The following is a 23,479-nucleotide window of genomic DNA, read 5'->3' as shown; positions in this document are numbered from 1 at the left end:
CGCCAATCCCAATCGTCCCCTTAGCGGGCTCGGTTTGGGAAGCGGGTCTGCATCCACAGAACGCGTCTCATGACGACGTGGAAACGAAGGCGGTCGACGTGCCGATTGTTAGGTAGCGGCAGAAGGTGGATCGGCTGCGCGCGACCGTATCGATGATCTCCACTGGAAGATTTAGATCGCCGCGGTCATCGATCGCGCTCTTGAATTTGATGCTGGATGCAACAGCAGATCGACGGGGCGCGGGGCAGGTAATGCCCTTTGGTGAGCCAGTCCACATGAGAAGAGGTCCTTCCCCTGAGGCCCCTGCAGGCCCGCAGGGTCGACTCGTTTCATCACACTTTCTGGGGGCAGGCACCCAGCAGAAACTGACATTTGCCAAGGTGCGCAGGGAGACCAAGAAATGGGTTGGCGGAGGAAAAACGAAAGCCTTCCCTTGTTATGGCGTTTTCTGGATACCGAAGGTATCGCGGTGTCGGACCTTCCGCTTATTCTGTATCCCGGCGCGGTCGAAGGCGGGCGCTCTTGTGAAGATGCGCTCCGCGATAAGCAGATCTTCGGTGCTGTCGATTTCGTACCTCCTGAGACCGTCGCAGCGCGCCGCTGCAATCCGTAAGCCTCTTCTTTCCACCAGGCTGGCAAGAAGCGCCTCTGTGTAGGCCTGCGTAGCTCCAGATCCGATGAGATCATCTAGCGCTGGGACGATCGTTGCTCTCAGCGTCGTCGCTGACAATCGTAGCAGGTTCATCGTCTTGAAAAGTCTTGGGCCATCCGCGACAAGGTTAGCTGCGGTCTGTTTCATGCGGAAACTCGTGATGACGCCGCTATCCGACAACAAGACCGCCGAACCTTCCATCGATTCATTGAAGGGAGCAACTGCAGCTACGTCGGTTGCTTGGCTCATCATTAGGTAGCGCAACGCATCCTCTTCGAAGAAGACGTCACCTTCGAGAAGGAAGCAGTCTCCGGAAAGAAGCGCATCGCGCGCCAGCCAAAGAGAATAGGCGCTGCCGGTGCGGTCGAACACGGACGATTCGACATAGTTGATTTCGAGCTCGCCAAAGCGGCTGCCGCAGGCATATTGAATAGCGTCCTTGCGGTAGCCCACAACAATTGTGACTTCTTCCACGCCGACCGCTTCCAAGTTTCGCAGTGCGTTATGGAGTATCGGCGTTCCATTGACCTCGACAAGCGGCTTGGGCCGCAGATCGGTCAGGCGGCTGCAAACGGGAGCCGAAGCCCGCGGCCAGAATGATGGTTTTCTTCGGAGCATCGGTGGTCATTTCATTGCCCTTCGTCGTTGTTTGATATCGCGTCCTCACTCCCAAGCGCAAACGACTCAGATCGTCACCGCGATTTCGGTAGTTAATCTAGTCCCGGCAGAACTCCTGTGAGCAAGGGGATGGCGCGGCTCCATCAGACCGAGTGTGTCAGTGCAGCGGCTGACGTCTTGATTCACTCGGCGATCTTTCCCCGCGCTGATGGTACAAGCTCGCTCCAGATCTCTTCGGCGGTTAGACCGATGACTTCTTTGCCACTCGCGGCAACTGCTTTAGCGGCGATCTTGGCCGCAGCGGCGCCCGACGATGTAAACAGGACTATCCGCTGAGCCAGCCCAAGCGCTCTCCTAAGGTCCCACAATTTCGGTTGTTCTGCTGCTGTGTGGGTCTACGGGCTTCTTGAAAAGCGGATCTACATCTTCGGAAAGGCGGATCATCGTCCGCGTTGGGGTTTCTCCGAGAGAGAAATGCGCTCGTGACCCTTCGTCGGTGATTGGATGGTCGTTGAGGTGGGGAGATCGGGCCGAGATATTGCGGCAATGGGCGGATCGGCTGCGTAAGAGCTGTCGCGGCAGTCGATGGTATGCCCAATTTCAGGAGTGAAAACCTGCGCCTCGCTGATAAGCGAGCCTGAGCGTGATGGCAAGGCAGCCAGTTGCATGGCGGTGGTCCTTCGAGAATGAGTATGTTGCAGCGTGAGAGTGAAGTTATTGCCTTAAGTCAGCAGGGTGAAGATAGCGCGCTTCTGCACTTGCGAGTTCGTCGTACCTCAAGAGCTCGAAGACCTCGTCGAGTGTCGCGATATTGGGCTCAATGCTAAGAGTGTTCTCCTCAGCGACGAGGCGGCCGCAGACCTGCCGCATTGCCGCCATTGCCGCTCGCATGGAGTGGTTGGCCCAGATCACCGTCGCGATGCGGGATTTACGATAAGCAGAGACCGGTGTTCGATAGTATTTCGTTGGAACGATCACGACCGGCAACCTGTTCTGCCAGGTGCGCGTGAACGCAAGGATCTCGTCCGCGGCGCTCTTTCGCGAGTGAATGAGGATCGCATCCGCTCCCGCATCGGCGTAAGCGTGAGCGCGCAAAACAGCTTCCTCCATTTCATGCCCGGCAATCAACGCTTCGATGCGGGCAACAAGCACCAAGTCGTCCGCGACCGTATCCTTCACGGCACGCAAGCGGCCGGAGAATTCGTCGATATCGGCGAGGGGGGTGCCGCTCGCCAATAAGCGAGTTCGTCTTCGGAAAACAGCTGTCTTCCAGCGCAATCCCGGCAGCGCCACGCTGACGGAGTGTGCGTGCCAATAGACGAGCATTGTTGAAGTTCCCGAAGCCGCCATCCCCGTCAACAAGCACAGGAAGCTCGCTCGAGTCCTTGATCCGCTCGACTACGTCGGCGAGTTGGCTCCAGGACGCTTCATTGGCGTCGCGGTAGCCCAATGAGCAGGCAATTGACAGGCCCGACGCCCAGAGACCCTTGAACCCAGCGCGCTTGGCGATTGCGGCGGAGAGGCCGTCATGCGCTTCCATGAGGAACGAGACTTCGCTGCTGGAGCAGACCTGAGCACGCAGCATTTCAGTGAGTGCGGAACCAGCGCGTGGACCGAGTCACTCGTGGGAACAAATTGTTGTGATTGGTCTAGCATGCCGATTCCTTGCTGGTGCGTTTGGTCGGCCGATATTCAGCGGTGGGAGGTGACATGTTTCTGTCATCAAGATCAATTACGCGGGTTGGTAGTTGACTGTGCCGCAAAATTGTTGCGTCTCGCACCGGACGAGCAGGATTCGTAGGTAAGCCAAGCAATCACAGGATGTCCGATCGTTGAAGCTCGGCTCGCGGATCATGAGCGTGAGGAGGCCGTGCGAGACGGATCCGAAGTCCTTGTCTCTCTTGTTGAAACGAATTCGAGGGTCCTTCTGGGCCCCGGTGCCCGTCCCTTGATCGAGGTGGGGTGAGGCTGATAGTGCTCGGCACAGCGTGGTCTCTGATCCGGGGCTCCAGCGCCTGACGTTCGAGTTTATTGCCGGGCGCCTTCGATTCAACCAAGCGCGGGATGGGACCTTTTGGGAGGACACAGCCGATGTCGCCATCGCAGCCTGCAAGCGCCGAACCATCCCCGACCTGCGGCCATCTTGAGCGACCGGCATCTCCTGGGTTCAGCACAGCTTCGAGCCACCTGGATCTGCCCGCCCAGTTGTCATGCCCCGCGGTTGAGATACAGGCCAGCGTGCCAACGGAGGACTTCCCGCGTGCGCAAGACTTCACGCATATCGTCGGCTTGGCATGGGACCATGGTTGCCAATCGGCCTCCGACGTCCTGATCGGTTCACTGAACAGAAAAGGCCTCCTGCCGACGTCACCGCTCCAGTCGCGAACACATTTTTACATCCATGGTCGGCCTTACACGACGAAGCTGGGGCAAGGAACAAGGCAGCCGACCCCAAATAATCCGGCAGGACTTGATATTACGCTCATCCCTGGATCTGGCTTCGAATCCCACGAGCCCGCAGCAGCGGGCATCGAAGACTTCGCGGGTGATATGCGAAAAACATCGCCATCGATCAGGACTGCGGCGTCTGCGATGCCGACGAGGGAGGCCAAAGGCTGTGGACTGTGGTCATGTTTCAAGTCAGGGATTAGCAAAGCCCTCCGAGGAAGTCGTCGCGAAAGCTCGTCCGGCCGTCTGGATCAGCCGGATGAACAGGCCTCCGGATCGGGCATCCCCGTGCAGCGTCCGCCGGTGCTCGGCCGCACGCTGTGGCTGACTGACGAGCATATCATGGCGGATTACACATTGCTGGAGCGGGACTTGCAGAGGGACAATCCGGATCTGGCCGCCCGCACGCGGTTTCTGCGGCCCGCACAAGCCAATCTGCTGCAGTTGACCCAGGACGAGAATGTCCTGCTAGAAACCTTGCAGGGGATCGTTAATGACGAGCATAATAACGATACTGCCAACTTCCTGTTCATTCCAGTGAACGATGGCGGGGTCAGACCCGACGACGGCATGCATTGGTCGCTGCTGCTCGTTGATCGCCGCGATCCGGAAGCGGTCGTTGCCTATCACTACGACTCCTCGCGGAAACGTTTTCACACCCCCCTGGCAAAGGAGCTCGCAAAGAGGCTGGGCGCTCGCTTCGAGACCGCGCGCATGACCTGGCAGCGAAACGGTCATGATTGCGGCGTCTTTGTGGTGGACGGTACTCGAACGCTGGCGAGACGATTGGCGGAAGGGCAGCGGCCTGACGACGAGCCGCTTCACCTCGACAACCTCGTCGCCGATCGGCAGGCACTCCAGGATCGACTGGGCGGTCGTGCGCATTCGCGACGCCGAACTCGGTGATGCGCTTGGGCTGGTAGAACTGCTGGCGCGTCGCTTGCCAGCAACAGAACCTTGGCAGGGTACCAGGACATGTGAATGACGTGGGTCGGCTCGCTCACGACCCCGCCCTGCGCCAGATCGTGGGTAGCCGGGTTGTGATCGACCAGCCAAATCGGACGCTTCGACACCGAGCGACGGGCTTAAAAAGCGAACCTGTCCGCGCTGCCGATCTGCCTGAACGGTGGTTCGACAAGGTGCCCGCCCCTGGCCCAGGACGACACCGTGCGGGATGTAGGCCAAGCATGTACCGCAGGTGGTGGGTGGAAGAATCGCGCCCAGCCTCTGGCCGCGGACTTAGCCTCCTTTAAGTCGGGGCTTCAGAATAATGTTCGCGCAGAACGGATTGTTGGGGGTCACTTCCCTCATCCCTGGCCCCAACACCGCCATATAGGGCTGACCATGAATAATCAGACTTGTCGGCTCCTGGAATGACTGCGGCAGCATGCCTCTCCTGTTCAGTGAACCGATCAGGACGTCGGGGGCGGCTTGCGGGCCGTGATTGAAACCCAAGCCGACGACATGTCCGAAATCATACGCCGGCGCCTGGGCCGGCATTGCGGCTGCCGGATAAGATGATTGTTGCGGCTGGCCCAACTCGCACCAAGCCCGGCTGTTGTGAGCATCGTTACGCACTTCGTCGCGTAAGGCCGTATCAAAATTCAAACTGCCATCGGGGTACCGGAGAGGCGACCGCGGCGATTCCAATGGCGTTCCCGGCGCCGCGAGCACTCCGTCGAGCAATTCCTCGAATGAGGTGAGCCGCGGATCATTTTCCCAGGAGACCGACGATGGCCCATCGGCCTCCAGCTCCCGCTCCAGCTGCGCCAGTTGCTTCCACAGCTCTAAGCCATCATCGCCGATGCCTGCCGCCGCGGGAGGCGCCTGCAGCGAGCTCGGCCGCGGGGCTGCTTCCCCCGCGGCCGACCGAGGCCCGCCTATCTCTTTCCCGCGCTCCAGCAGCGCCAGTAGCTCTAAATCCCTGTCGCTGGTCGCTGCCGACACGGTAGAGACCTGCAGCGACGTGTCCCGCGAGGTGCCTTCGCCAGCGGCTGACGGTGGCCATTCGACCTCTATCTCGCGCTCCAGTAGCTCCAGCAGATTTAAACTATTGTCGCTGATGGTTGCCGCGGGAGATGCCTGCAGCAGGGACTGCTGCGAGGCGACGTCCCCCGCCGCCGACGGTGGCTCGTCGACTTCCATCTCCCGCTCCAGCAGTTCCAACAGATCTAAGTCATCGCTGATGGCTGGAGACCCCCGTAGCGAGTTGTACTTCCAAAGTAGCTTCAACTTGGCGCCCACCGAGTGGATATTTGTGGCGCGCTTGTACCTCTGGACATCGTCCCGCAGCGACTGGTCGTCGAGGCGGCCTGCTATCGCGCTTTTGCCATGCGTCTGGAGCCACACACTGAACGCGCGAAGAATGCTACCGGATCTGCTGACACCGCGCGGCGTTTCGAAGCCCTGCCATGGAGTTCCTCTCGCAATGTCCGCTCTGGCCGCCTCGGCTGCCCTTTGGATGAGAGCCGCATCTTCGGGATAGGCAGCCAGCCGTGAAGCCAGGATTTCCGGCGCTCTGGCGCTCAACAGGAAGCTCCGGAGATGAGCCAGCGCATTGATGATTTTTCTGCCACGGCTCAAACTGCAAAGCTCGGCATCTTTGTCCAGCGAGGGGTCGTGAGGCCGAACAATAATGCCCGGCTTGTTTTCATCGTAGAGCCAGCAAGAGAAGCGGCGAATAGAGCTCGCAATGGTCATGGCGGCTCGCGGCTTGAGTCGACCTGCGGCGGACCCACCCGCAGTCGCAGCCCTCTTGAAGTTATTGAGGACCTCATTGAGGCGTTCCTTATCGTCGGGATGGGTGCTACATCGGGGTCTCCGGCGAGTCGCCGTTGTTCTCACCACTTCAGTTGAAGGTTCGTAGACGTCGTAACCGCTATCAGCGGCAGGTCTGACATGGACGGGCACGGTCGGCCCAAGCGGTGATCGATGATCCGACCAGGGCTCATTACCGGAACGCGCCTCATGTCCTTCGCGGCTTGGCGCACCACGATCCACGCCAACTGAAGACGCCCCCAAATCCTGCGGTTCAGAGCGCATCCGCTCCCGGGCGGGCCTGATGCCTCGATGAGCCTCAACAGCCGAAGAACCCGCTTCAACAAGGGGCTCGTCCTCGCGCTCAGTCCCATCAACTCTGCATTGGGAGGTTTTTGATTGTCCAGGACTCACCATCGCTTATCATTTGCTCCGATTTGCGCGAGAAGACACTTGAGCCATTACCAATACCGGCTGCATCTCAAATCGGAAGTGCGCTTTAGGTCGCGTCCGACACGAGATGTTCCAACAACGATCCATCGATCGACGTACCGAGTTGAAAATCCCTCGCCTCATCTTCTTTCGAAGCTTCGCGAGGCGAGCGCGCGCGGCGCGGTTGCCTGAGCCCAAGGCTCCTTGAGTCCAATGAGCCAATGACTGAGCCGACCCAACAGCCACCGCCTCTGATGTCGGGTTTGCAACATGCTGTCGGGGCCGTGACGCCTCCGATTGAGAAAATCGCTTTTGCAAATCAAGTCATTGCAATTGGCATAAGGCTTGAAGGAGGTGAGAGGCGAAACACGAGCGTCATCCAGTGTGCAAGGAGGAGCAGTAGTGGCTTACAAGAGTGTTCCCCTCGGCTTGTCGTACACGGCGGGTACGACGGTGGCAGTCCAAATGTCACGATCCGTCGCGATCGGCGGTCGCGCATCGTTGTGTCATAGTGATTGACTCTTGGCTGATGGTTCGAGACGACATCAATTCGCGTGCGCGCCACGGTGCTGCGCCTGTGCCAGGCTCCGCGCCCGCCGGCATGAATGTCCGTGATGCGGTCGAGTTCGAACGGCTCGAAGCCGAGGTGCGGCGCATGGATGCCGACGGACCAGCGGCGGTTGATTGGAGCAAGGTCAATACATTGTCGCTCCATATTCTGGCCAACCAGTCAAAGGACATTTTGGTCGCCTGTTGGGCGACCTATGGTTTGTTTCGGACCGGAAGATACCAGGGCCTTGCCGTCGGCTTAGGCGTTTTGCGCGGCATGGTGGACGCGCATTGGGAGGGGCTCTTTCCGCCGGTCAAGCGGGAACGGGCGCGGGTCGGAGCGATCGATTGGCTCGTTGGTCGCGTTGGGCCGGAGGTGGCCGAGAATGTGCCGATCGAAACTGAATATCCGGCAGTGCTCGCCGCCTATGAGGCGCTTGATGATCTCGATCGCCAGCTGCGCGACAAGCTGGTCAATGAGCAAGCCTCTTTGGGCGAGTTGTTGAGGGCGCTGCGACCGCACTACGAAGAAGGCCTGCGTGCAATCGCCGTGCCGACGGAACGTGCGACGGAGGCGGCGCGAACTGTCGAGCAGGCCGGCGTCGCCCCGGTGGAATCCACTTCGCCGGTTGAGGTTGCTCAACCGGCAGCACCGGAGGCAGCACGACCGGCTGGCGCCGATGGCGACTGGGCCCGCTTGATCGACCACTTGCCTGATATGCTGCGGCTAGCTGCGGCCGCTCGGCGCATCACATCCCCCACAGACCCGAAGGTGTATCTGCTCAATCGTGTCGGCTCCTGGATGCGCTTTGACGCCCTGCCGCCGGATACCGGTGGCCGCACAACGATATTTGCGCCTGCGGACAATATCGCAGCGTTGGAAGCCAAGATAGCGGCCGGTCAGCACGCCGATGTCATGAATTTAGCTGAAGAGATCGTCTGGACGGCACCGTTCTGGCTCGACGTTCACCGGCATGCCGCCAAAGCGCTGGAACAAATTGGGCCGCTCTTTGAGCCGGCGGCCGCGGCGGTGCGCGCAAGCGTAGCTCTGCTGGTCACACGCTATCCGCGGATCTTTGAGTTTCAGTTCAACGACGGCCGGCCATTCGCGGACGACGAAACGCGAGCCTGGGCCGCCGTGGGTGGTGCGGACGTGTCGAGGGGCCGTGATCCTGTCGACGAAGCTGTTGCCGAGGCACACAGGCTCGTTGGCGGCGGGCAGCCGCTGGCCGCACTCGAGAAGCTGTCGCGTGCGCTGAATGGCGCGGCTGGGGAACGAGCGCGGTTCGTAGGCCAGCTTGCGCAAGCACGTTTCTGCATCGAAACCGGCTTCGTGACGACAGCTATCCCGCTGCTCGAGCACATGGAAGAGATGATCGCCGAGCGCAAGCTCGAAAGCTGGGAGCCCACGCTTGCACTCGACGCCGCCGAACTGCGCTTCCGCGCGATGACCCATTCCGACTCGCAGCAGATGATCGACGAGCCCAGCCGTCGTGTGGCGCTTAAGCAAATCCGAATGCGGGTCGCAGGCATCGACATTGCACGCGCGAGCCAACTTGGTCGCCAGCTGATCTAATCCGGACAAAGTCTTAACAGGAACTCATATGGCACAGGAAAGCTCGGTCGCTCCAAAGGAGCGCATCAATATCCGCTTCAAGCCTGCAACCGGCAACCTGAAGGAGGAAGTAGAACTGCCGCTCAAATTGTTGGTTTTGGGCGACTTCACCGGACGGACCGATGACCGCCCGATTGAGGAGCGGGAGATGGTCAACATCGACAAAGACAATTTCAACGAGGTTGTCAGAAGCCAGGAACTGACTCTCCATATTTCTCCTGAGAATAGGCTCGACGACCAGCCCGAGGCCGGCAAGCTGTCAGTCTCGCTGCAGTTTGAGAGTCTGAACGACTTCGAACCCGAGCGTGTCGCACGGCAAATCCCCGAATTGCGTGCATTGACCGAATTGCGCGCGGCCCTGATCGCGCTGAAGAGTCCGCTTGGCAACGTGCCGAGTTTCCGCAAAGCCATCCAGAAACTGCTCGAAGACCACGGCGCGCGGCCGCGGCTCTTGAGCGAGCTCACCAGCAAGGGCGAGTGAGCGGATCGACGAGCTTTTTTAAGAGCGAGGGCGCTATGACCGATGCAAGCGCGGAGCAGCCGGCCGAAGTCGCCACCACGGCTACAGACCTTTCGCTGCTGGATCAGGTCCTCGTCGAAACCAACATCACCCCGCGCGACGAGGGGTACGATCTCGCCCGCCGGGGCGTCGCAGCTTTCCTCGCCGAGCTCCTTAAATCGAGCCGGGCCGACGAGCAGGTCAACAACGCGCTCGTCGATCGGATGATCGCCGAGATCGACCGCAAGATCTCGGCTCAGCTCGACCACGTGCTGCACGCGGATGAGTTCCAAGGGCTCGAGTCGGCTTGGCGCGGTCTTAAGTTCTTGGTCGACCGCACCGATTTCCGTCAGAACATCAAGATAGAAATCCTCAGCGTCAGTAAGGATGAACTGCTCACCGACTTCGAGGATAGCCCGGAGATCGTCAAGTCCGGCCTGTACAAGCACGTCTACACCGCAGAGTACGGTCAGTTCGGCGGCGAGCCTGTCGCAGCCATGATATCAGCATACGAGTTTAGCAGTGGCAGTCAGGACGCTAAGCTGATGCGGTACATGAGCGCGGTGGCCGCCATGTCGCATGCGCCTGTCATTGCTGCCGCTGCGCCGGATATGTTCGGCGTCGAACGTCATGAGGAGATCGCGGGCCTTAAGGACCTGCAATCGGTCTTCGAGGGACCAAAATACGCCAAGTGGACATCGTTCCGCGAAAGCGAGGACGCTCGCTATTTCGGCCTGACGCTGCCGCGCTTCCTGCTGCGCTTGCCCTATGGCCCCGAGACGGTCCCTGTGAAGGCGTTCAATTACCAAGAGGGCACCGGCGGCGAAACTGGCAACTACCTCTGGGGGAACGCTGCTTTTGCCTTCGCGACGCGCTTAACCGAAAGCTTCGCCAAATATCGCTGGTGCCCGAACATCATCGGCCCCCGATCGGGCGGCGCAGTTGAGGACCTCAATCTGCATACCTATGAGGCGATGGGGCAATTGCAGACCAAGGTACCGACGGAGGTTCTCATCTCGGATCGGCGCGAGTTCGAACTTGCCGAGCAGGGCTTCATCGCGCTGACCATGCGCAAGGGCTCCGACAATGCCGCTTTCTTCTCGGCAAATTCTGTGCAGAAGCCGAAATATTTCGGTAACACACAAGAAGGCAAGGCGGCCGAGCTCAACTACAAGCTTGGCAGCCAGCTGCCCTATATGTTCATCATCAATCGTTTCGCACACTACATCAAAGTGCTGCAGCGCGAGAACATCGGCTCGTGGAAGAGCAAGGAAGAGTTGCAAGACGAGCTGAACAACTGGATCCGACAGTATGTCGCCGATCAGGAGAATCCGCCGGCAGAGGTGCGTTCGCGGCGACCTTTGCGAAAGGCGGAGATCATCGTCGAGGACGTCGACGGTGAACCGGGCTGGTATCGCGTCGGCATCGCCGTCGTTCCACACTTGAAGTACATGGGCGCGGATTTTGCTTTGACGCTCAAGGGTAAGCTCGACAAGCAATAGAGATGATAGGCGATGTTCGACCGCAGCCTTATGGAGCGCTTGGAGGATGGAACGGAGACCAATCAGGGGTCGTTCGGTCGTTTCCGTGCGAGTGTCCTGGCAAACCTACATCGGGTTCTGAACTCGCGTCAGGGCTGTTGCGAAACGCGGCCGGACTTTGGCATGCCCGACCTCAACGAGGCAGTCGGGCAGGGAGCCGACGCGGTGCGCGCGCTCGCGCATTCGCTCAAGCACCAGATCGAGACGTTTGAGCCGCGCTTGAACAATGTTTCGATCCGCTTTCATGCCGATCCCGACAATCCGCTGCAGCTGAGCTTCCACGTCAACGCGACGCACGATCATAACGACCAAATGGAGCCGATCTCCTTCGAAGCGATCTTCGACAAGCACGTTCGGGTCAGGGGCTGAAGCGGCGGTGGCCCTCAATCCCTATTACGAGGACGAGCTGTCCTATTTGCGCGAGCTCGGCAATGATTTCGCTTTAGCAAATCCGAAGCTTGCGCCCTTTCTTGGGCGCGATGCCACCGATCCCGATGTCGAACGGTTGCTCGAAGGCTTCGCCTTCCTTGTCGCGCGGCTGCGTCAAAAGCTCGATGACGAATTTCCCGAATTTGTCCACGGCCTGTTGCGGATGGTATGGCCGCAATATCTTCAAGCTCTGCCGCCCATTACAACTCTGGCCTTTGCCTTGAGATCATCGGCGAGCGCCGCGAGCTTGAACGTGCCGGCTGGCACGAGCGTCCGCTCGCGGCCGATTGAAGCAACGAACTGCACGTTCGTCACCTGCTACTCCATTGACGTGCTGCCGCTGGAGATCATTGATGTCCAGCTTGAGAACTGGTCGAGTTCGGCCCGGCTAACCTTGGGTATCAAAGCAACCGGTCAGCAAAACCTGTCATGTCTCAGGAATGGTCGGCTCCGCCTCTTCTTCTCGACCGAGCGAGAGCCGGAAGTGGGGCGCTGCCTGTTGGCGTGGCTGTGTCGTCACGTCTCGCAGGGAACTGTCACCGTGGCGGACCGAGAGGTCGCCGCAATCGACCCAGCACAGATCGCGCGAGTCGGCTTCAGCGATGACGAGGCGGTTTTGCCCTGGCCACGCAACGCTTTCTCGGGATTTCGGATCATTCAGGAGTATCTGAGCTATCCGTCGAAATTTCTCTATGTCGAACTGTCTGGTCTCGAGCCGCTCGCGGCCCACACGGAGGCCGAGTGTAGGCTCACTTTCGAGTTTCGACGTCCGTTCCCCGCGCAGTTGCGCGTGGGCAAGGGCCAGATTTGCTTGAACTGCACACCGGCAATCAATGTCTTCAGCCATGAGGCCTCGCCGATCCGCCTGAAGCGGACCGCAACCGAATACCGCGTGCGTGCCTCTGGAGGGCCTAACTTCTCTATCCGTTCCGTTGATCGCGTGACCGGTTACGTGCAAGGCCGCCCGGAACGCATCGAGTTCGAGCCATTCGACCTGTTGGGCCACGATCTGCCCGGCGCCGAGCGCAACCGAGCCTACTTCCGCGAGCGTATCCGGCCGGCGGTGGTTGGCCGTGGCGTCGATCACTATGTGAGTTTCGTCGACCGGCTTGACATCGGTCAGCATCCGCCGATCGACGTCGCGTCCCTGCAATTGACCTGCTCCAACGGACCCATTGCCGACCGGTTGGCAGTTGGTAGCGTGGATCTGCCGACCTCTGATACGCCTCGCTCGGTAACCTTCTCCAATATCACGGCGGTCGCGGCAGAAGTGCCGCCGCCGGTCAATGATGGTTTATTGCGGCGGCTAACAGCCAATCTGGCGCGCAATTATGGTGCGATGGTCAATATCGATACGCTGCGGACGGTCCTTGCCAGCTACGAGTTCCGCGCGGTCTACGACATTCAGGCGCGGCGCCGCCTGGAGTTGTTGCTCGAAGGCCTCGACCAGTTCGTGACCACGGACACCGATCACGTGATGCGCGGCGCCCCGATCCGAATGCGAAACATCGAATTGGCCGTGATCGACAGTAAGATCGGCGGTGAGGGCGAATTGTTCCTGTTGGGTTCAGTGCTCGATGCCTTCTTCGCGACCTTCGCCGGCATCAATATGCTGCACCGGTTTTCGGTCCGCGGCACGGAAAGCAACGCACGCTACATATGGCCAGCGAGAATTGGATCGATCAGCCCGCTCTGACCACTCCCGATCAAGGCGATGAGCTTTCGGTTAGCGGGTTCTTCTCGCTCGCTGCGTTTCTCGAGCGGCGCTTCAGTGACGGTCCCCCGATTGGATCCACCGACGATCCCGCGCGAGACGCGGTGCGCTTTCGCGCATCACCGACGCTTGGCTTTCCTGCCGAAGAGATCGCGGAAGTCAGGCGGGTCAAGTCCGCCGGCGAGCGCGTCGAGGTAGACGTCAATTTCCTCGGGCTGCACGGCCCCTCCTCGCCGCTGCCGCCCTTCTACACTGAACGGGTCATGCACGCGAACGGCATGGGGGCGCTCGACGATTTCTTTGATTTTTTCAATCACCGTCTGATTAGCCTACTGCTGCTGATCTGGCGGTACTACCGTCACCATTTGCGGTTCGAGGAGGGCGCAACCGACGCGATCTCGGTGCTGGTTGGTGCGCTCTTTGGGCTCATGCCCGGGGAAAACACAGCCAAGGAACGTGAATGGCGGGCGCGGCTGCTGCCTCATGCCGGCGTCCTTGCTTTGTACAGCCGGTCGGCGCGGCTGTTGGCTGGCGTGATTTCCAGCCATCTGAATATTCCGGCTCGGGTCGAGGAATTCATTTGGCGCGAGATCGACATTCCAGTGGAGGCGCGGTGGAACCTTGGCCAGTCTGGTCTTCAACTTGGCGTTGACACCCTTGCTGGCGAAACCATGCCGGACGTCGTGGGTAAATTCCGGCTTTGCCTCGGTCCGGTCAACCAGCAGCAGTTTCGGTCGCTGCTGCCCAGCTGCGCGACCCACGCCATCCTTTACCGTCTGATTAGCGTCATTCTGCGCGAGCCTTTGGCATGGGATCTGCTACTAGAATTAGCGCCTGGGCAGACGCCGGAATGGACGCTGGGTGAAGGAGAATTGGGCTGGACTACATGGATCGATCCGCCCAAACGAACTGAAAGCTCTGTTCTATTGTGATGTCTTCGCGTTACTCGCGCATGCTCCGATGTTGAGGCAAGTGGCACTCGTTGGAGTGGGACGTCCGCGGTCAAGCAGAATGATGGGCTTTAGAGGGATCGTGGGCGATCCAAACCGTCCGGCCTACCGGCGCGACATACCTTTCAGCACGTTGCGACGTCTGCAGTGAGCGCTCACGCTTCGGTCGCGACGAAACCAGCTTGCTCTCGCTGGGCGGATCGTTCCCGACAACGCGACAATTTGAGCCTGAATCAAAAGCAGCTCGATGGGGTGTTTCTCTTGCCTCGTGACGAATCTGGCCAAGACCGACATCTGCGGTACGGCCCCCAATCTGAAGACGGGCAGTTTCGAGGCTCTGGACTTTGCGCAGGAGCTAGGTCGACGAAATTCATCAGGGGCGAGATCGACGTTTCACCGCAGACGTGGCGGCGCCTAGGCTAGCCTGGTCTTCAGCCAGGCGTTGAAATCATGCCGAACGTTCGTGGGTAAATTCGGCCTTTAGTCTCGGACCGGTCAACCAGCAACAGTTTCGGTGCGGTGGAAGTGGCGTTCGCTGGTTTTTTCAAGCATGGGCCAGACGACACTGGCCGGGTTGAAGCCAAAAAGCGCCATCTCAGGGCTCGAGCAGGTCGACCTTTGTCCGGTGTCTGACAGCTGCACGAGCCTCTGTCAGTTCGAGAACGCTTGCCGTCGTTTGCCGAACCGCACCTTTGATGCGTAATCAATGGCTTAAGGTGGTGCCGGTCATTGGCACGACCGTTGCTATTGAGATTTAGCAACATTGATTGGCTGAGTGCACGTAGATGCGAAAGACGACCGTTGCGCTCCTTTGCTTGAGCCCGAATGCTTTACTCCAGAGAGAGAGAGAAAGAGAGAGAAAGAGAGAGAGAAAGAGAGAGAGAAAGAGAGAGACCGCGCGTCTTCCGATGTAACCGGGCGCACGAAGCGACCTTCCTTTTCTTCGCACGCAATCGGCGCGTGAGCCAGTCGAACGTCCTCAGAACAAGGCCGCGGAGCGGGCAACGATGCTGCCGCCACCGGCGATTCCTTTGGGACGCCCGGCTGCCTCACCTGTGAGGACCAGCAAACCTGAAGGTGTGGGATGCATCTCATACTCGGAGTCCTCGGAGAGAACGCCGAGCTCTTGGGCCACAACGCAAGACAGGCATTCGGACCGGATGGCGGCTCCGTTGGACGTGGGCGCGGGTGTAACTGGCGGCTTCCAGATCCAACCAAAACGCTGTCAGGACACCACGCACTGATCGTATTCAATGGCATCGGTTTCACGATAACCGATACAAGCACCAACGGCGTCTACATCAACACCGTGGACGCACCGCTGGGACGCGGCAATACCGCGCCGTTAGCTGATGGCGACACACTATACATGGCAAATTACATCATCTCCGTGATGATCGAGAACGATCCTGCCGAGGAACGTCAACGGCTCGGCCTGACAGGCTCGAAGGCGGTGCGCCTCGACCGTACAATGTTGCTGTCGCCTTCATTCGCCGAAGAGTCAGCAACTGCAGCTTCTCCGACTTCCGGGCCGTTGGACGGCGATGCGAATCTTCCTCTCGATCCGCTAATCGGGATTTGCCCGCGCCATTCCTCCGAGCCGCTCAGCGACGACATCAGCGCTGTCGATCCGACATTAGAGGACCTTCTGAGGCGACTGTCGAGCACTGCGATGACGCGGATGCCGTCCTCGCACGCCCAATCGGAAAACATCCGATCAATTCCGCAGCCGTCGGTCGATGCGCCATCTGCCGAGCCAACGCAGCCGCCGCCCACAGCTTTCTCGAACGGCGGTGGTGCACCGTCGAATGGCCATCCTGTGCCAATCATTCCCGAGGACCTCGATCTGAGCGATTTGTTGCCGGGAGTAGCCTCGCGCGGCATGCCATCGAAGCCATCGCAGCGAACAAATGCGCGCTTCGACGGACCCAACGAAGTGCTCCAGATCGTGGGCAAGCCGCTCGCTCCTCCTGCGACGACTGATCTCGGGAAACTACCTGATCCTGGCACTTTGTCGCCCCGGCCCGATGAGCGCGAACCTGATCAGTTGGCGGGCCAGAAGGAGGCTGTTGTGCAACGAACGGACGGCAGCCCCGAAATGAGCACGGCGACAGCCAGCAGGCCTCCGCCGTCGCCTGCAGCCTCTCCATCCGACGCAGACGAACTGCAGGCGTTCTGGACCGCGCTCGGGTTCAATCCGGACCTGGTGCCGCCTGCGCAGCGTCGAGAGTTCTTTGCAGAACTCGGCCGCGCGATCACCGAGATGGCAAACGGCCTGCATTCGATACTGGCAGCGTGGGCCATGGTCAAACATGAGTGCCAGATCGAGCCGACGCGGGTACGCGCTGGGAACGACAATGAGTTACGGTTCACGAAGAGCAGTCATGCCCTGCGCGATGCGCTCGCAAAGGATCACGGTTTCCAGCTGCTCTCCCGGTCGGTGCGCGCAGGCTTCGACGACATCAAGGCGCATGAGGTCGCGGCCATAGCGGCGATGAAGGGGGCGGTCAGCAATGTGCTGACGCATATGAGTCCCCAGCGTATCGAGAGCGACGGTGCAAATAGCGGGCGTTTCGGCGCCCGCATCAACAAGGCCAAATTGTGGGACCGATTTGTAGAACTGCACGCATCGATGGTCGGTGACATTGATCGAACGGCTCGCTCCTATATCGCGGAAGAGTTTACCCGAAGCTACGAGTCGCAATTCTCCGCGCCGGGCCAGAATGCAGAGAAGATGGCGTAATGGTGCCGCCGAACAAACGCCAGCGGTTGGCCGTCGTTGGCGGCGCATTGCTGGTGACCGCCGCAGTCAGCAATTGTTCGACCGACAAGAGCTCGAAGACGACGCCAATCAAATTCGTGATCGAGGCCGATGAGCTCATCAATCCAAACGCGCGCGGCAAGCCGTCGCCCGTAGTAGTCCGTATCTACGAGCTGAAGTCGACAGCCACCTTCACGCAAGCGCAGTTTTTCGAGCTGTTCGACGATGACGCCAAACGCCTCGGGCCGGATCTGGTGGCTAAGCGTGAGGTCGAGTTGACGCCAGGCGACAAGATCGATTTCGAGCGCAACACGCCGATCGAAACGCAGAATGTCGGCGTGATCGCCGGCTTCCGCTCGGGCAACGATGCGCAATGGCGCTCAACTGCCGAAATCAAGCCCGATCGTGACAACAGGATCTCGGTCAAACTGACGGCGCAGGCCGTCAGCATTGAGCAGGAGGCCAGTCGAAATTGGTGGAAAATCTTCTGACCAGTCCGTCGTGATCGCAACGGTCGCCGGGCAGATGCACCTTTTGGAAACTCAGCGAAGAGGCGCCTGAAATAGTGTCTGCGACAAGCAAACCGATCTGGTCTGAAGGTATGTTGGTGCGGCCACAGCACTTTCAGCAATACGACCGCTGGATCGAGCAACTGGTCGAGAACCGCGTTGCTGGTCTGGTCGGCTACGGCTGGGGCATCCGAAAAATTGCCTTTGATCGTGATCTTCTGGCGCTTGGCCAACTCGCGCCTACCGAACTTGACGCCATTATGCCCGACGGCACGGCCCTTCGTATGCCGGAGCATGTCCGCCCTCCGATCGGACGAGTTCCTCCGCCGGCAGCGAAAAACTTGCTGGTTAAGATCGCAGTGGGCACGCGCCGGCAGGCCGGCAGCGACGTCTGTTCCGGGGATGCACTTGCGCACCGCCACGATCATGAGGTCTTGCAGGTCCGGAATCCAAGCGCACCGGAAAAAGCTCCGGTCGATATAAGGGTTGCGTCGCTAACAACACGTCTCATGTTCGACGGCGAGGACCAGGGTGATCTGATCACGCTGCCTATCGGCCGCATCCGTGATATCGATCCGACCGGCGCGATCACTTTATCCAACACCTACGTTCCGCCGGCGATCGATATTCACGCAGTCCAGCCGCTAATCGCGCTGTTGAACGAGGTCAGATCGCTGCTGCGGACACGCGCAGAGGCGCTCGCTGACCGCGCGGATCCCTCGCGCGCAACGGCAGATGGAGCGGGACTGATTGATCTTGTCACTTTGTCGATCGTCAACGGCGCAGAAGTCGTGTTCGACCACTTCGCAGCAACATGTGGACATCATCCTGAAACCTTCTTCCGCGCACTGCTCGGCCTTGCGGGGCGGCTGTCGAGTTTCGTTGGCGACCGCCGTAGACCGCAAGAGATGCCTCCCTATCGGCATGAGGATCTTGAGAGCTGCTTCACGCCGTTGGCTGATATCCTGCGCAAGCTGCTGTCTGTCGTGATGCAGAGCGCCGCAATATCGCTCCCGTTGCAGGATCGAGGCTACGGCATCCTGATCGGCCTGATCACCGATCGCACCTTGTTCCAGGACTCCCAGTTTGTTCTCGTCGCTGTCGGAACCGTACCCACCGAGATGCTGCGCAACCAGCTTCCGGCGCAGATGAAAGTAGGCTCGGTCGAACAGATTCGCGACCTCGTCAATCTTCAGCTGCCGGGTGTTCCGATTCGCGCGCTGGCGGTGGCGCCGCGCGAGTTGCCCTACATCCAGAATGCCGTCTATTTCGAGCTGGATCAGGCGGCGGAGCTATGGCGCACCCTGCCGCGCTCGGCGGCCTTCGCTTTCCACGTCAGCGGTGACTACTCGGATCTCCATCTCGAATTCTGGGCCATCCGTGGAAAACGTGCGTGACGGGCGCAAAAAACATGAATGAACCAACAGTTATTGGACGCAGGCCGGTCGGTCCGACCCGTAACCCGCAGCGGGGGCAATCGTCCGCTTGTGTTCCTCCGAACCTCGCCGCCCCGACCGGCACTTACACGCCGTCGCCTGTATCTGAATCCCACGAAGTAGGCGCAGCCAACCATACCGAGATCATTGCGCAAAGTCTCTTCGAGCCAAAGGCAGTGGAGGACGTCTTGGCTGCGGCCGCGACACCGCTCCTTTTGGTCGTCGCGCAGCTTCGCGTCGTCAACAATGCCGATATTGGTGCGCTGCGTCGCGGAATTGTCGAGCAAGTCCGTCGCTTTGAGGAGCGTGCCGCCAAAGATCAAGCGAACCGCAGCGATGTAACGGCCGGCCGTTACGTGATGTGCGCGCTGCTCGACGAGGCGGTGATGACCACGCGCTGGGGCAGTGAAAGCGCCTGGAGTGACAACAGCTTGCTCAACCAGTTCCATAATGAGACCTGGGGAGGCGAGAAAGTCTTTCAGATACTCGAGCGCGTCCAGGCAAAGCCGGCCAAATACCTCGCGTTGCTTAAGCTCATCAACATCTGCCTGTTGCTGGGGTTCGAGGGTAAATATCGCGTGGTAGACGGGGGGCGGGAGCAGCTTGAAGACCTGCGCTCCGACGTTCAGCGCCTCTTGCGGGAACATACGAGTGCGCCACCCGCCGCGCTATCGGGCCAATGGCGCGGCATCAGGGTACGCACGGGCGTGCGTCGCTACGTGCCGTTGTGGATCATCTTTGCCGCCACCGCCGTTATGGCGCTGATCGGCTACAGTTTCTTCCATTGGCGCCTATCGGGCGAACTCGCGCCCGTCGAGCAGCAGCTCGGCGTGATCGGGCACGCTGGGCCAGGCTGAAGGGAGGTGCGAGTGTTTGGCGCTCAATTGGCGGCACTCTTGTCGGCTCGGGGCATCATCACGCTGATCGCCTTGTTGACAGTCGACGCGTTGATCTGGTTCGGCGGGCCTTACCTTGACCTGTTCGGTCAGCGTCCGTTTGATTCGACGGCTGTTCGCGTTGCCACAATCGTCTGCCTCTTCTCGGCGCTGGTCGTCGTCATCCTTGTCCGTTACTGGCTGGCACGACGTGCGAACCGGCGTGTCATCAAATCGCTGATGGAGAGCGAAGGCCTCATCACGACCTCGAAAGATCGCGGCCGTGAGGAGGTCGAACTGATCCGTAGACGCTTCGAGGACGCGCTGAAGGTCCTGCGCGATACGGTGTTCGCCGGTAAGCGCGGACCAAGTTTTCTGTTCGAGCTGCCCTGGTACATCATCATTGGCCCACCGGACGCCGGCAAGACGACGATCCTGCGCAACTCTGGCCTCGAGTTTCCGCTGAGTGAGCGGCTCGGCGTCGACCCCGTGGCGGGCGTGGGCGGCACACGAAACTGCGACTGGTGGTTTACCGAAAAAGCAGTCCTTATCGACACGGCAAGCCGTTACACAACGCAGGATACGGATAGCGAGGTCGATCGTGTTGCCTGGCACGGCTTTCTCAATCTTCTCACGATGCATCGACGCCGGCGGCCGATCAACGGCATCCTGCTTGCGATCAGCTTGTCCGACCTCTTACTGGGCGATGATAACAGGCGCTGGCGCTCCCAGTCGATTCGTTCGCGGATACAGGAGCTACTGAAGACCTTTGGCATGAGCATTCCGGTCTATGTTCTGGTGACCAAGTGTGATCTCGTGACCGGCTTCGCTGAATATTTTGACGATCTCGACCATGAGGGCCGCGCCCAGGTTTGGGGCAAGACCTTTCCTCTCGAGGGACCAGGCGATCACATCGACGACGTCGTAACCCTTGAGATCCAGGAACTTGCCGAGCGCCTCGAGACCAACTTGGCGTCTCGCATGCATGACGAACGTAATCCAAATCGTCGTGCAATGATGTATGCATTCCCGAAGGAATTGCGGACCATCCGGACCGCAGTCGTTGGCTTCGTTAGCGAAGTCTTCCGGCCCAGCCGCTTCGAAGTGCGACCGATGCTGCGCGGGATCTACTTTACAAGCGCTGCCCAGGAAGGAATGCCGATTGAGCGGATTAGCGGTGCGATCCGAAGCCATTTCGGTCTGCACCCGGTCCCGCCCACGCCGTCCATCGGGCCGGGAAAGGCATTCTTCATCAGGCAGTTGCTGACCGACGTGATCTTCGCTGAGCAAGGACTGGTCGGTCGCAATTTCAAACTCGAACGTAAGCTTGCGCTGGTGCACTGTGCGGGCTATCTCGCGGCCGTTATGTTGGCGGTGGCCGCGTTGACTCTGTGGTACGACGCCTTTGCCCGCAGCGAAATCCGTATCGCTGAGACCAAAATGGCGTTACAGACAATGCAAGTTCGCATCAAAGAAGCAGGCGAGCCGCTCGACCTGATAAAGCTCCTGCCGACCCTCAATGCCGCGCGCCGGCTGCGTCTGGCAGCCGGCGAAAACACTTGGCACGCGTGGCTCAGTGGGCTCGGGATTTCGGCGACCCCGGTGCTCGCGCCAGCCGCGCAACAAGCTTATGATCAAATTCTGGTCGACCGCCTGCTGCCGGTTTTTGCTGGAAGGCTTGCCGCTCGCATCGACGCGCTCTTGCGTACTGGCAATGATACTCTGCTGGACCTAGCCAAGGATGCGTTCCGCACGTATTTGATGCTCAGTGATCCGACGCATTTCGATCGCGGCAAGGTCGAACAGGCTGTGCGCAGTGAAGTGGCGCTTGCGCTTGCGCTCGAGACGGCATCAGCGGGCGAACTGCTGGAACATTTTTCACGCCTCCTCGAGCTGCTGCCGAAGCCCATCACCAGCGACCGGAAATTCGTGATAGCGGTGGGCTCGCGGTTGATGGAACGTCCCCTCGTCGAGCAGGTCTACGCCCGGCTTTTGCGCGAAGGCGCTCAAAGCACGCGGCTCCGCCCAATCGACCTGGTTAGTCTGCTGGGGGCCGGCCAGCTGGAGATAAAGCCTCAGGCTGTTCTCCCCACCATTGGCCATCAGGAGCCACCTTCTTCCGGCGGTACGGCGATTATCCCGGGCATCTTCACACGGGACGGTTTGATCGATTTCCTGCTGCCACACCTTCCCCTCATCGTCCAAGACGTGCAAAGCGGCGACTGGATCCTCGCCCGCAGCTCATTCGACACGGTGGATACACAACAGGTCGCGCGCAAGGTCATCGATCGCTATGTTGCCGATTATATTCGCATTTGGACAAGCGCGCTGAGCCGCGTCCGCGTCGTCAAGTTCGACGATCTGCAGCGCGCCTCGGCGATCCTGCGCGGGCTGGCCGGACCAGAAAGCGCACTGCAGCAGCTCATTTCCCTCGTACGAGACAATACGAACCTGCCGCCGCCCGGAGAGCAGGCCGCGGCCAAGGCGGGTGAGACGACGGTCGCCGTGTTCTCGGCGGTATTCGGCGACGCTCCCTGGCCGGGAACGCGGATCACCGACGCCTTCCGGCCTCTGGTTCAACTGGGCACGGGCGGAGCCTCGGGACAAGCGGCCAGCATGGATCGTATCCGCGATCTTTTCGGCGGCCTGTACGCAACGACGGCCAATATCGTGACCGCACCGGATCCTGGCCAGGCCGCATTTCAGCTCTTTCAGCGGCGCGTCAAGGATCCGAGCAACGATGCCTTCGGCAGCTTGCGCGCCGACTCGGCGCTACGACCCGAGTTGGTCCGTTCCATCATGAACGACATCGCGCTCTCGACATGGAACGTCTTGCTTCAACAGGCCCACGGCCATGTCAGTGCTGTGTGGACGCGGGAAGTGGCGCCGGTTTGTCTGGCAGCCGTCTATCAGCGTTATCCATTGTTTGCGGCCGCGACCGAGGATGTAACACTGAAGGACTTCAGCGATCTCTTTCGCCCGGGCGGCATCCTCGATGATTTTTTTCAGAAGTACCTGTCGCCATTCGTCATCGAGAGCAGAACCGGCCTTGGGCCGGCGACCATCGACGGTGTGGCGGCGCCGATCCATGCGGATGCCATGGCTCAATTTCAGCGCGCGCGAGAGATTCGAAAGTCATTCTTTAGCGGTTCGGGCTCTGCACCGGCCGTGAAGTTCAGCATCAAGCCGGTCTATCTCGCCTCCAAACTGTTGCGCGCGATTTTTGTCTTGGATGGCAAGGAGATCGTCTATCGTCACGAGGCGCCCCGTGCCTACGACCTTGAATGGCCGAGCCGAACCGATGCAAGCACGGCCTCCGTCACGCTTGCCTCAGTTGATGGAACTGAGGCGAAGATTGAGCGCTCGGGCCCCTGGGCTCTGTTCCGTCTCGTCGATGCGTCGCGGGCCTCCTCGCGTGGGGCTCCCGACCGCTTCACAATCACGATCGGTGGACCAGACCGGCCCGACGTGACCTATGAACTACGGGCGGAAAGTGTACGCAATCCATTCAACTTGAGTGTCCTTCGTTCGTTCCGATGTCCGGATCACCTGTGACAGGAACGCTGTGAGAGTTCTCTTTTTTCTTTTCGCGAAGAGGCATGCAATGCCGCTGGTGGTACCTTGGCGCGAACGCTCGGCGTGGTCGAAACGCCGTACGCCGTCGCTTGGTGGCGCGAGTGAGTTGCGCGATACA

General features: G+C 60.0%; 13 protein-coding genes and 2 pseudogenes. 12 read left to right on the top strand and 3 right to left on the bottom strand.

Annotated elements, in window-relative coordinates; genetic code table 11:
- Nucleotides 1-436 precede the first annotated feature (436 nt).
- Together ACOIX3_RS28750 and aepX are read right to left on the bottom strand one after the other, a co-directional pair.
- Nucleotides 437-1,280: pseudogene (locus tag ACOIX3_RS28750) on the bottom strand (phosphocholine cytidylyltransferase family protein).
- Between the two features lie 704 nt (nucleotides 1,281-1,984).
- Nucleotides 1,985-2,855 (bottom strand): annotated as a pseudogene (aepX, locus tag ACOIX3_RS28745) (phosphoenolpyruvate mutase).
- Nucleotides 2,856-3,361: 506 nt separating this feature from the next.
- Here aepX and ACOIX3_RS28740 point away from each other — a divergent pair.
- Nucleotides 3,362-4,624 carry a Ulp1 family isopeptidase gene (locus tag ACOIX3_RS28740; protein WP_420965356.1) on the top strand — a complete coding sequence of 421 codons (1,263 nt, stop codon included), beginning with the start codon at nucleotides 3,362-3,364 and terminating at the stop codon, nucleotides 4,622-4,624.
- Nucleotides 4,625-4,957: 333 nt separating this feature from the next.
- On the opposite strand, the gene ACOIX3_RS28735 is transcribed toward ACOIX3_RS28740, so the two are convergent.
- A complete protein-coding gene (locus ACOIX3_RS28735; RefSeq protein WP_420965355.1) occupies nucleotides 4,958-6,418 on the bottom strand; it encodes a hypothetical protein in 1,461 nt (486 codons plus the stop codon).
- Nucleotides 6,419-7,508: 1,090 nt separating this feature from the next.
- Here ACOIX3_RS28735 and tssA point away from each other — a divergent pair.
- From tssA to tssM, 11 genes are all read left to right on the top strand, one after another.
- Entirely contained in the window at nucleotides 7,509-9,032 is a 1,524-nt protein-coding gene (tssA, locus tag ACOIX3_RS28730; protein ID WP_420965354.1) for a type VI secretion system protein TssA, read from the top strand.
- A gap of 28 nt (nucleotides 9,033-9,060) precedes the next feature.
- Entirely contained in the window at nucleotides 9,061-9,552 is a 492-nt protein-coding gene (tssB, locus tag ACOIX3_RS28725) for a type VI secretion system contractile sheath small subunit (RefSeq protein WP_420965353.1), read from the top strand.
- 35 nt (nucleotides 9,553-9,587) lie between these two features.
- On the top strand, nucleotides 9,588-11,072 hold the full coding sequence (tssC, locus tag ACOIX3_RS28720) for a type VI secretion system contractile sheath large subunit (protein WP_420965352.1): 1,485 nt from the start codon (nucleotides 9,588-9,590) through the stop codon (nucleotides 11,070-11,072).
- A gap of 12 nt (nucleotides 11,073-11,084) precedes the next feature.
- Entirely contained in the window at nucleotides 11,085-11,480 is a 396-nt protein-coding gene (tssE, locus tag ACOIX3_RS28715) for a type VI secretion system baseplate subunit TssE (RefSeq protein ID WP_420965350.1), read from the top strand.
- A gap of 7 nt (nucleotides 11,481-11,487) precedes the next feature.
- Nucleotides 11,488-13,236: a type VI secretion system baseplate subunit TssF gene (gene tssF, locus ACOIX3_RS28710; protein ID WP_420965349.1), complete on the top strand. Its 1,749-nt coding sequence runs from the start codon at nucleotides 11,488-11,490 to the stop codon at nucleotides 13,234-13,236.
- Entirely contained in the window at nucleotides 13,200-14,186 is a 987-nt protein-coding gene (tssG, locus tag ACOIX3_RS28705; RefSeq protein WP_420965348.1) for a type VI secretion system baseplate subunit TssG, read from the top strand. The genes tssF and tssG overlap by 37 nt, the downstream gene beginning before the upstream one ends.
- 1,102 nt (nucleotides 14,187-15,288) lie before the next feature.
- Nucleotides 15,289-16,947 (top strand): type VI secretion system-associated FHA domain protein TagH, encoded by a 1,659-nt coding sequence (gene tagH / locus ACOIX3_RS28700; protein ID WP_420965347.1) that lies wholly within the window; start codon nucleotides 15,289-15,291, stop codon nucleotides 16,945-16,947.
- Nucleotides 16,947-17,456 carry a type VI secretion system lipoprotein TssJ gene (gene tssJ, locus ACOIX3_RS28695; RefSeq protein ID WP_420965346.1) on the top strand — a complete coding sequence of 170 codons (510 nt, stop codon included), beginning with the start codon at nucleotides 16,947-16,949 and terminating at the stop codon, nucleotides 17,454-17,456. Before tagH ends, tssJ begins: the two co-directional genes overlap by 1 nt.
- 74 nt (nucleotides 17,457-17,530) lie before the next feature.
- On the top strand, nucleotides 17,531-18,871 hold the full coding sequence (gene tssK, locus ACOIX3_RS28690) for a type VI secretion system baseplate subunit TssK (protein ID WP_420965345.1): 1,341 nt from the start codon (nucleotides 17,531-17,533) through the stop codon (nucleotides 18,869-18,871).
- Nucleotides 18,868-19,767, top strand: a complete 900-nt coding sequence (icmH, locus tag ACOIX3_RS28685; RefSeq protein WP_420965344.1) for a type IVB secretion system protein IcmH/DotU — start codon at nucleotides 18,868-18,870, stop codon at nucleotides 19,765-19,767. The genes tssK and icmH overlap by 4 nt, the downstream gene beginning before the upstream one ends.
- Before the next feature lie 12 nt (nucleotides 19,768-19,779).
- Nucleotides 19,780-23,340: a type VI secretion system membrane subunit TssM gene (gene tssM / locus ACOIX3_RS28680; protein WP_420965343.1), complete on the top strand. Its 3,561-nt coding sequence runs from the start codon at nucleotides 19,780-19,782 to the stop codon at nucleotides 23,338-23,340.
- Nucleotides 23,341-23,479: the final 139 nt, after the last annotated feature.

This window comes from Bradyrhizobium sp. B120 (genome assembly GCF_049075665.1).
Classification (GTDB): domain Bacteria; phylum Pseudomonadota; class Alphaproteobacteria; order Rhizobiales; family Xanthobacteraceae; genus Bradyrhizobium.
This window is presented reverse-complemented; position numbering and strand designations above follow the sequence as displayed.

Coding starts and splice junctions, on each gene's coding strand:
- tssA (WP_420965354.1), top strand. CDS start 7,509: ATGAATGTCCGTGATGCGGTCGAGTTCGAACGGCTCGAAGCCGAGGTG.
- tssE (WP_420965350.1), top strand. CDS start 11,085: ATGTTCGACCGCAGCCTTATGGAGCGCTTGGAGGATGGAACGGAGACC.
- tssJ (WP_420965346.1), top strand. CDS start 16,947: ATGGTGCCGCCGAACAAACGCCAGCGGTTGGCCGTCGTTGGCGGCGCA.
- tagH (WP_420965347.1), top strand. CDS start 15,289: ATGCATCTCATACTCGGAGTCCTCGGAGAGAACGCCGAGCTCTTGGGC.
- tssB (WP_420965353.1), top strand. CDS start 9,061: ATGGCACAGGAAAGCTCGGTCGCTCCAAAGGAGCGCATCAATATCCGC.
- ACOIX3_RS28740 (WP_420965356.1), top strand. CDS start 3,362: ATGTCGCCATCGCAGCCTGCAAGCGCCGAACCATCCCCGACCTGCGGC.
- tssC (WP_420965352.1), top strand. CDS start 9,588: ATGACCGATGCAAGCGCGGAGCAGCCGGCCGAAGTCGCCACCACGGCT.
- ACOIX3_RS28735 (WP_420965355.1), bottom strand. CDS start 6,418: ATGACCATTGCGAGCTCTATTCGCCGCTTCTCTTGCTGGCTCTACGAT.
- tssG (WP_420965348.1), top strand. CDS start 13,200: ATGGCCAGCGAGAATTGGATCGATCAGCCCGCTCTGACCACTCCCGAT.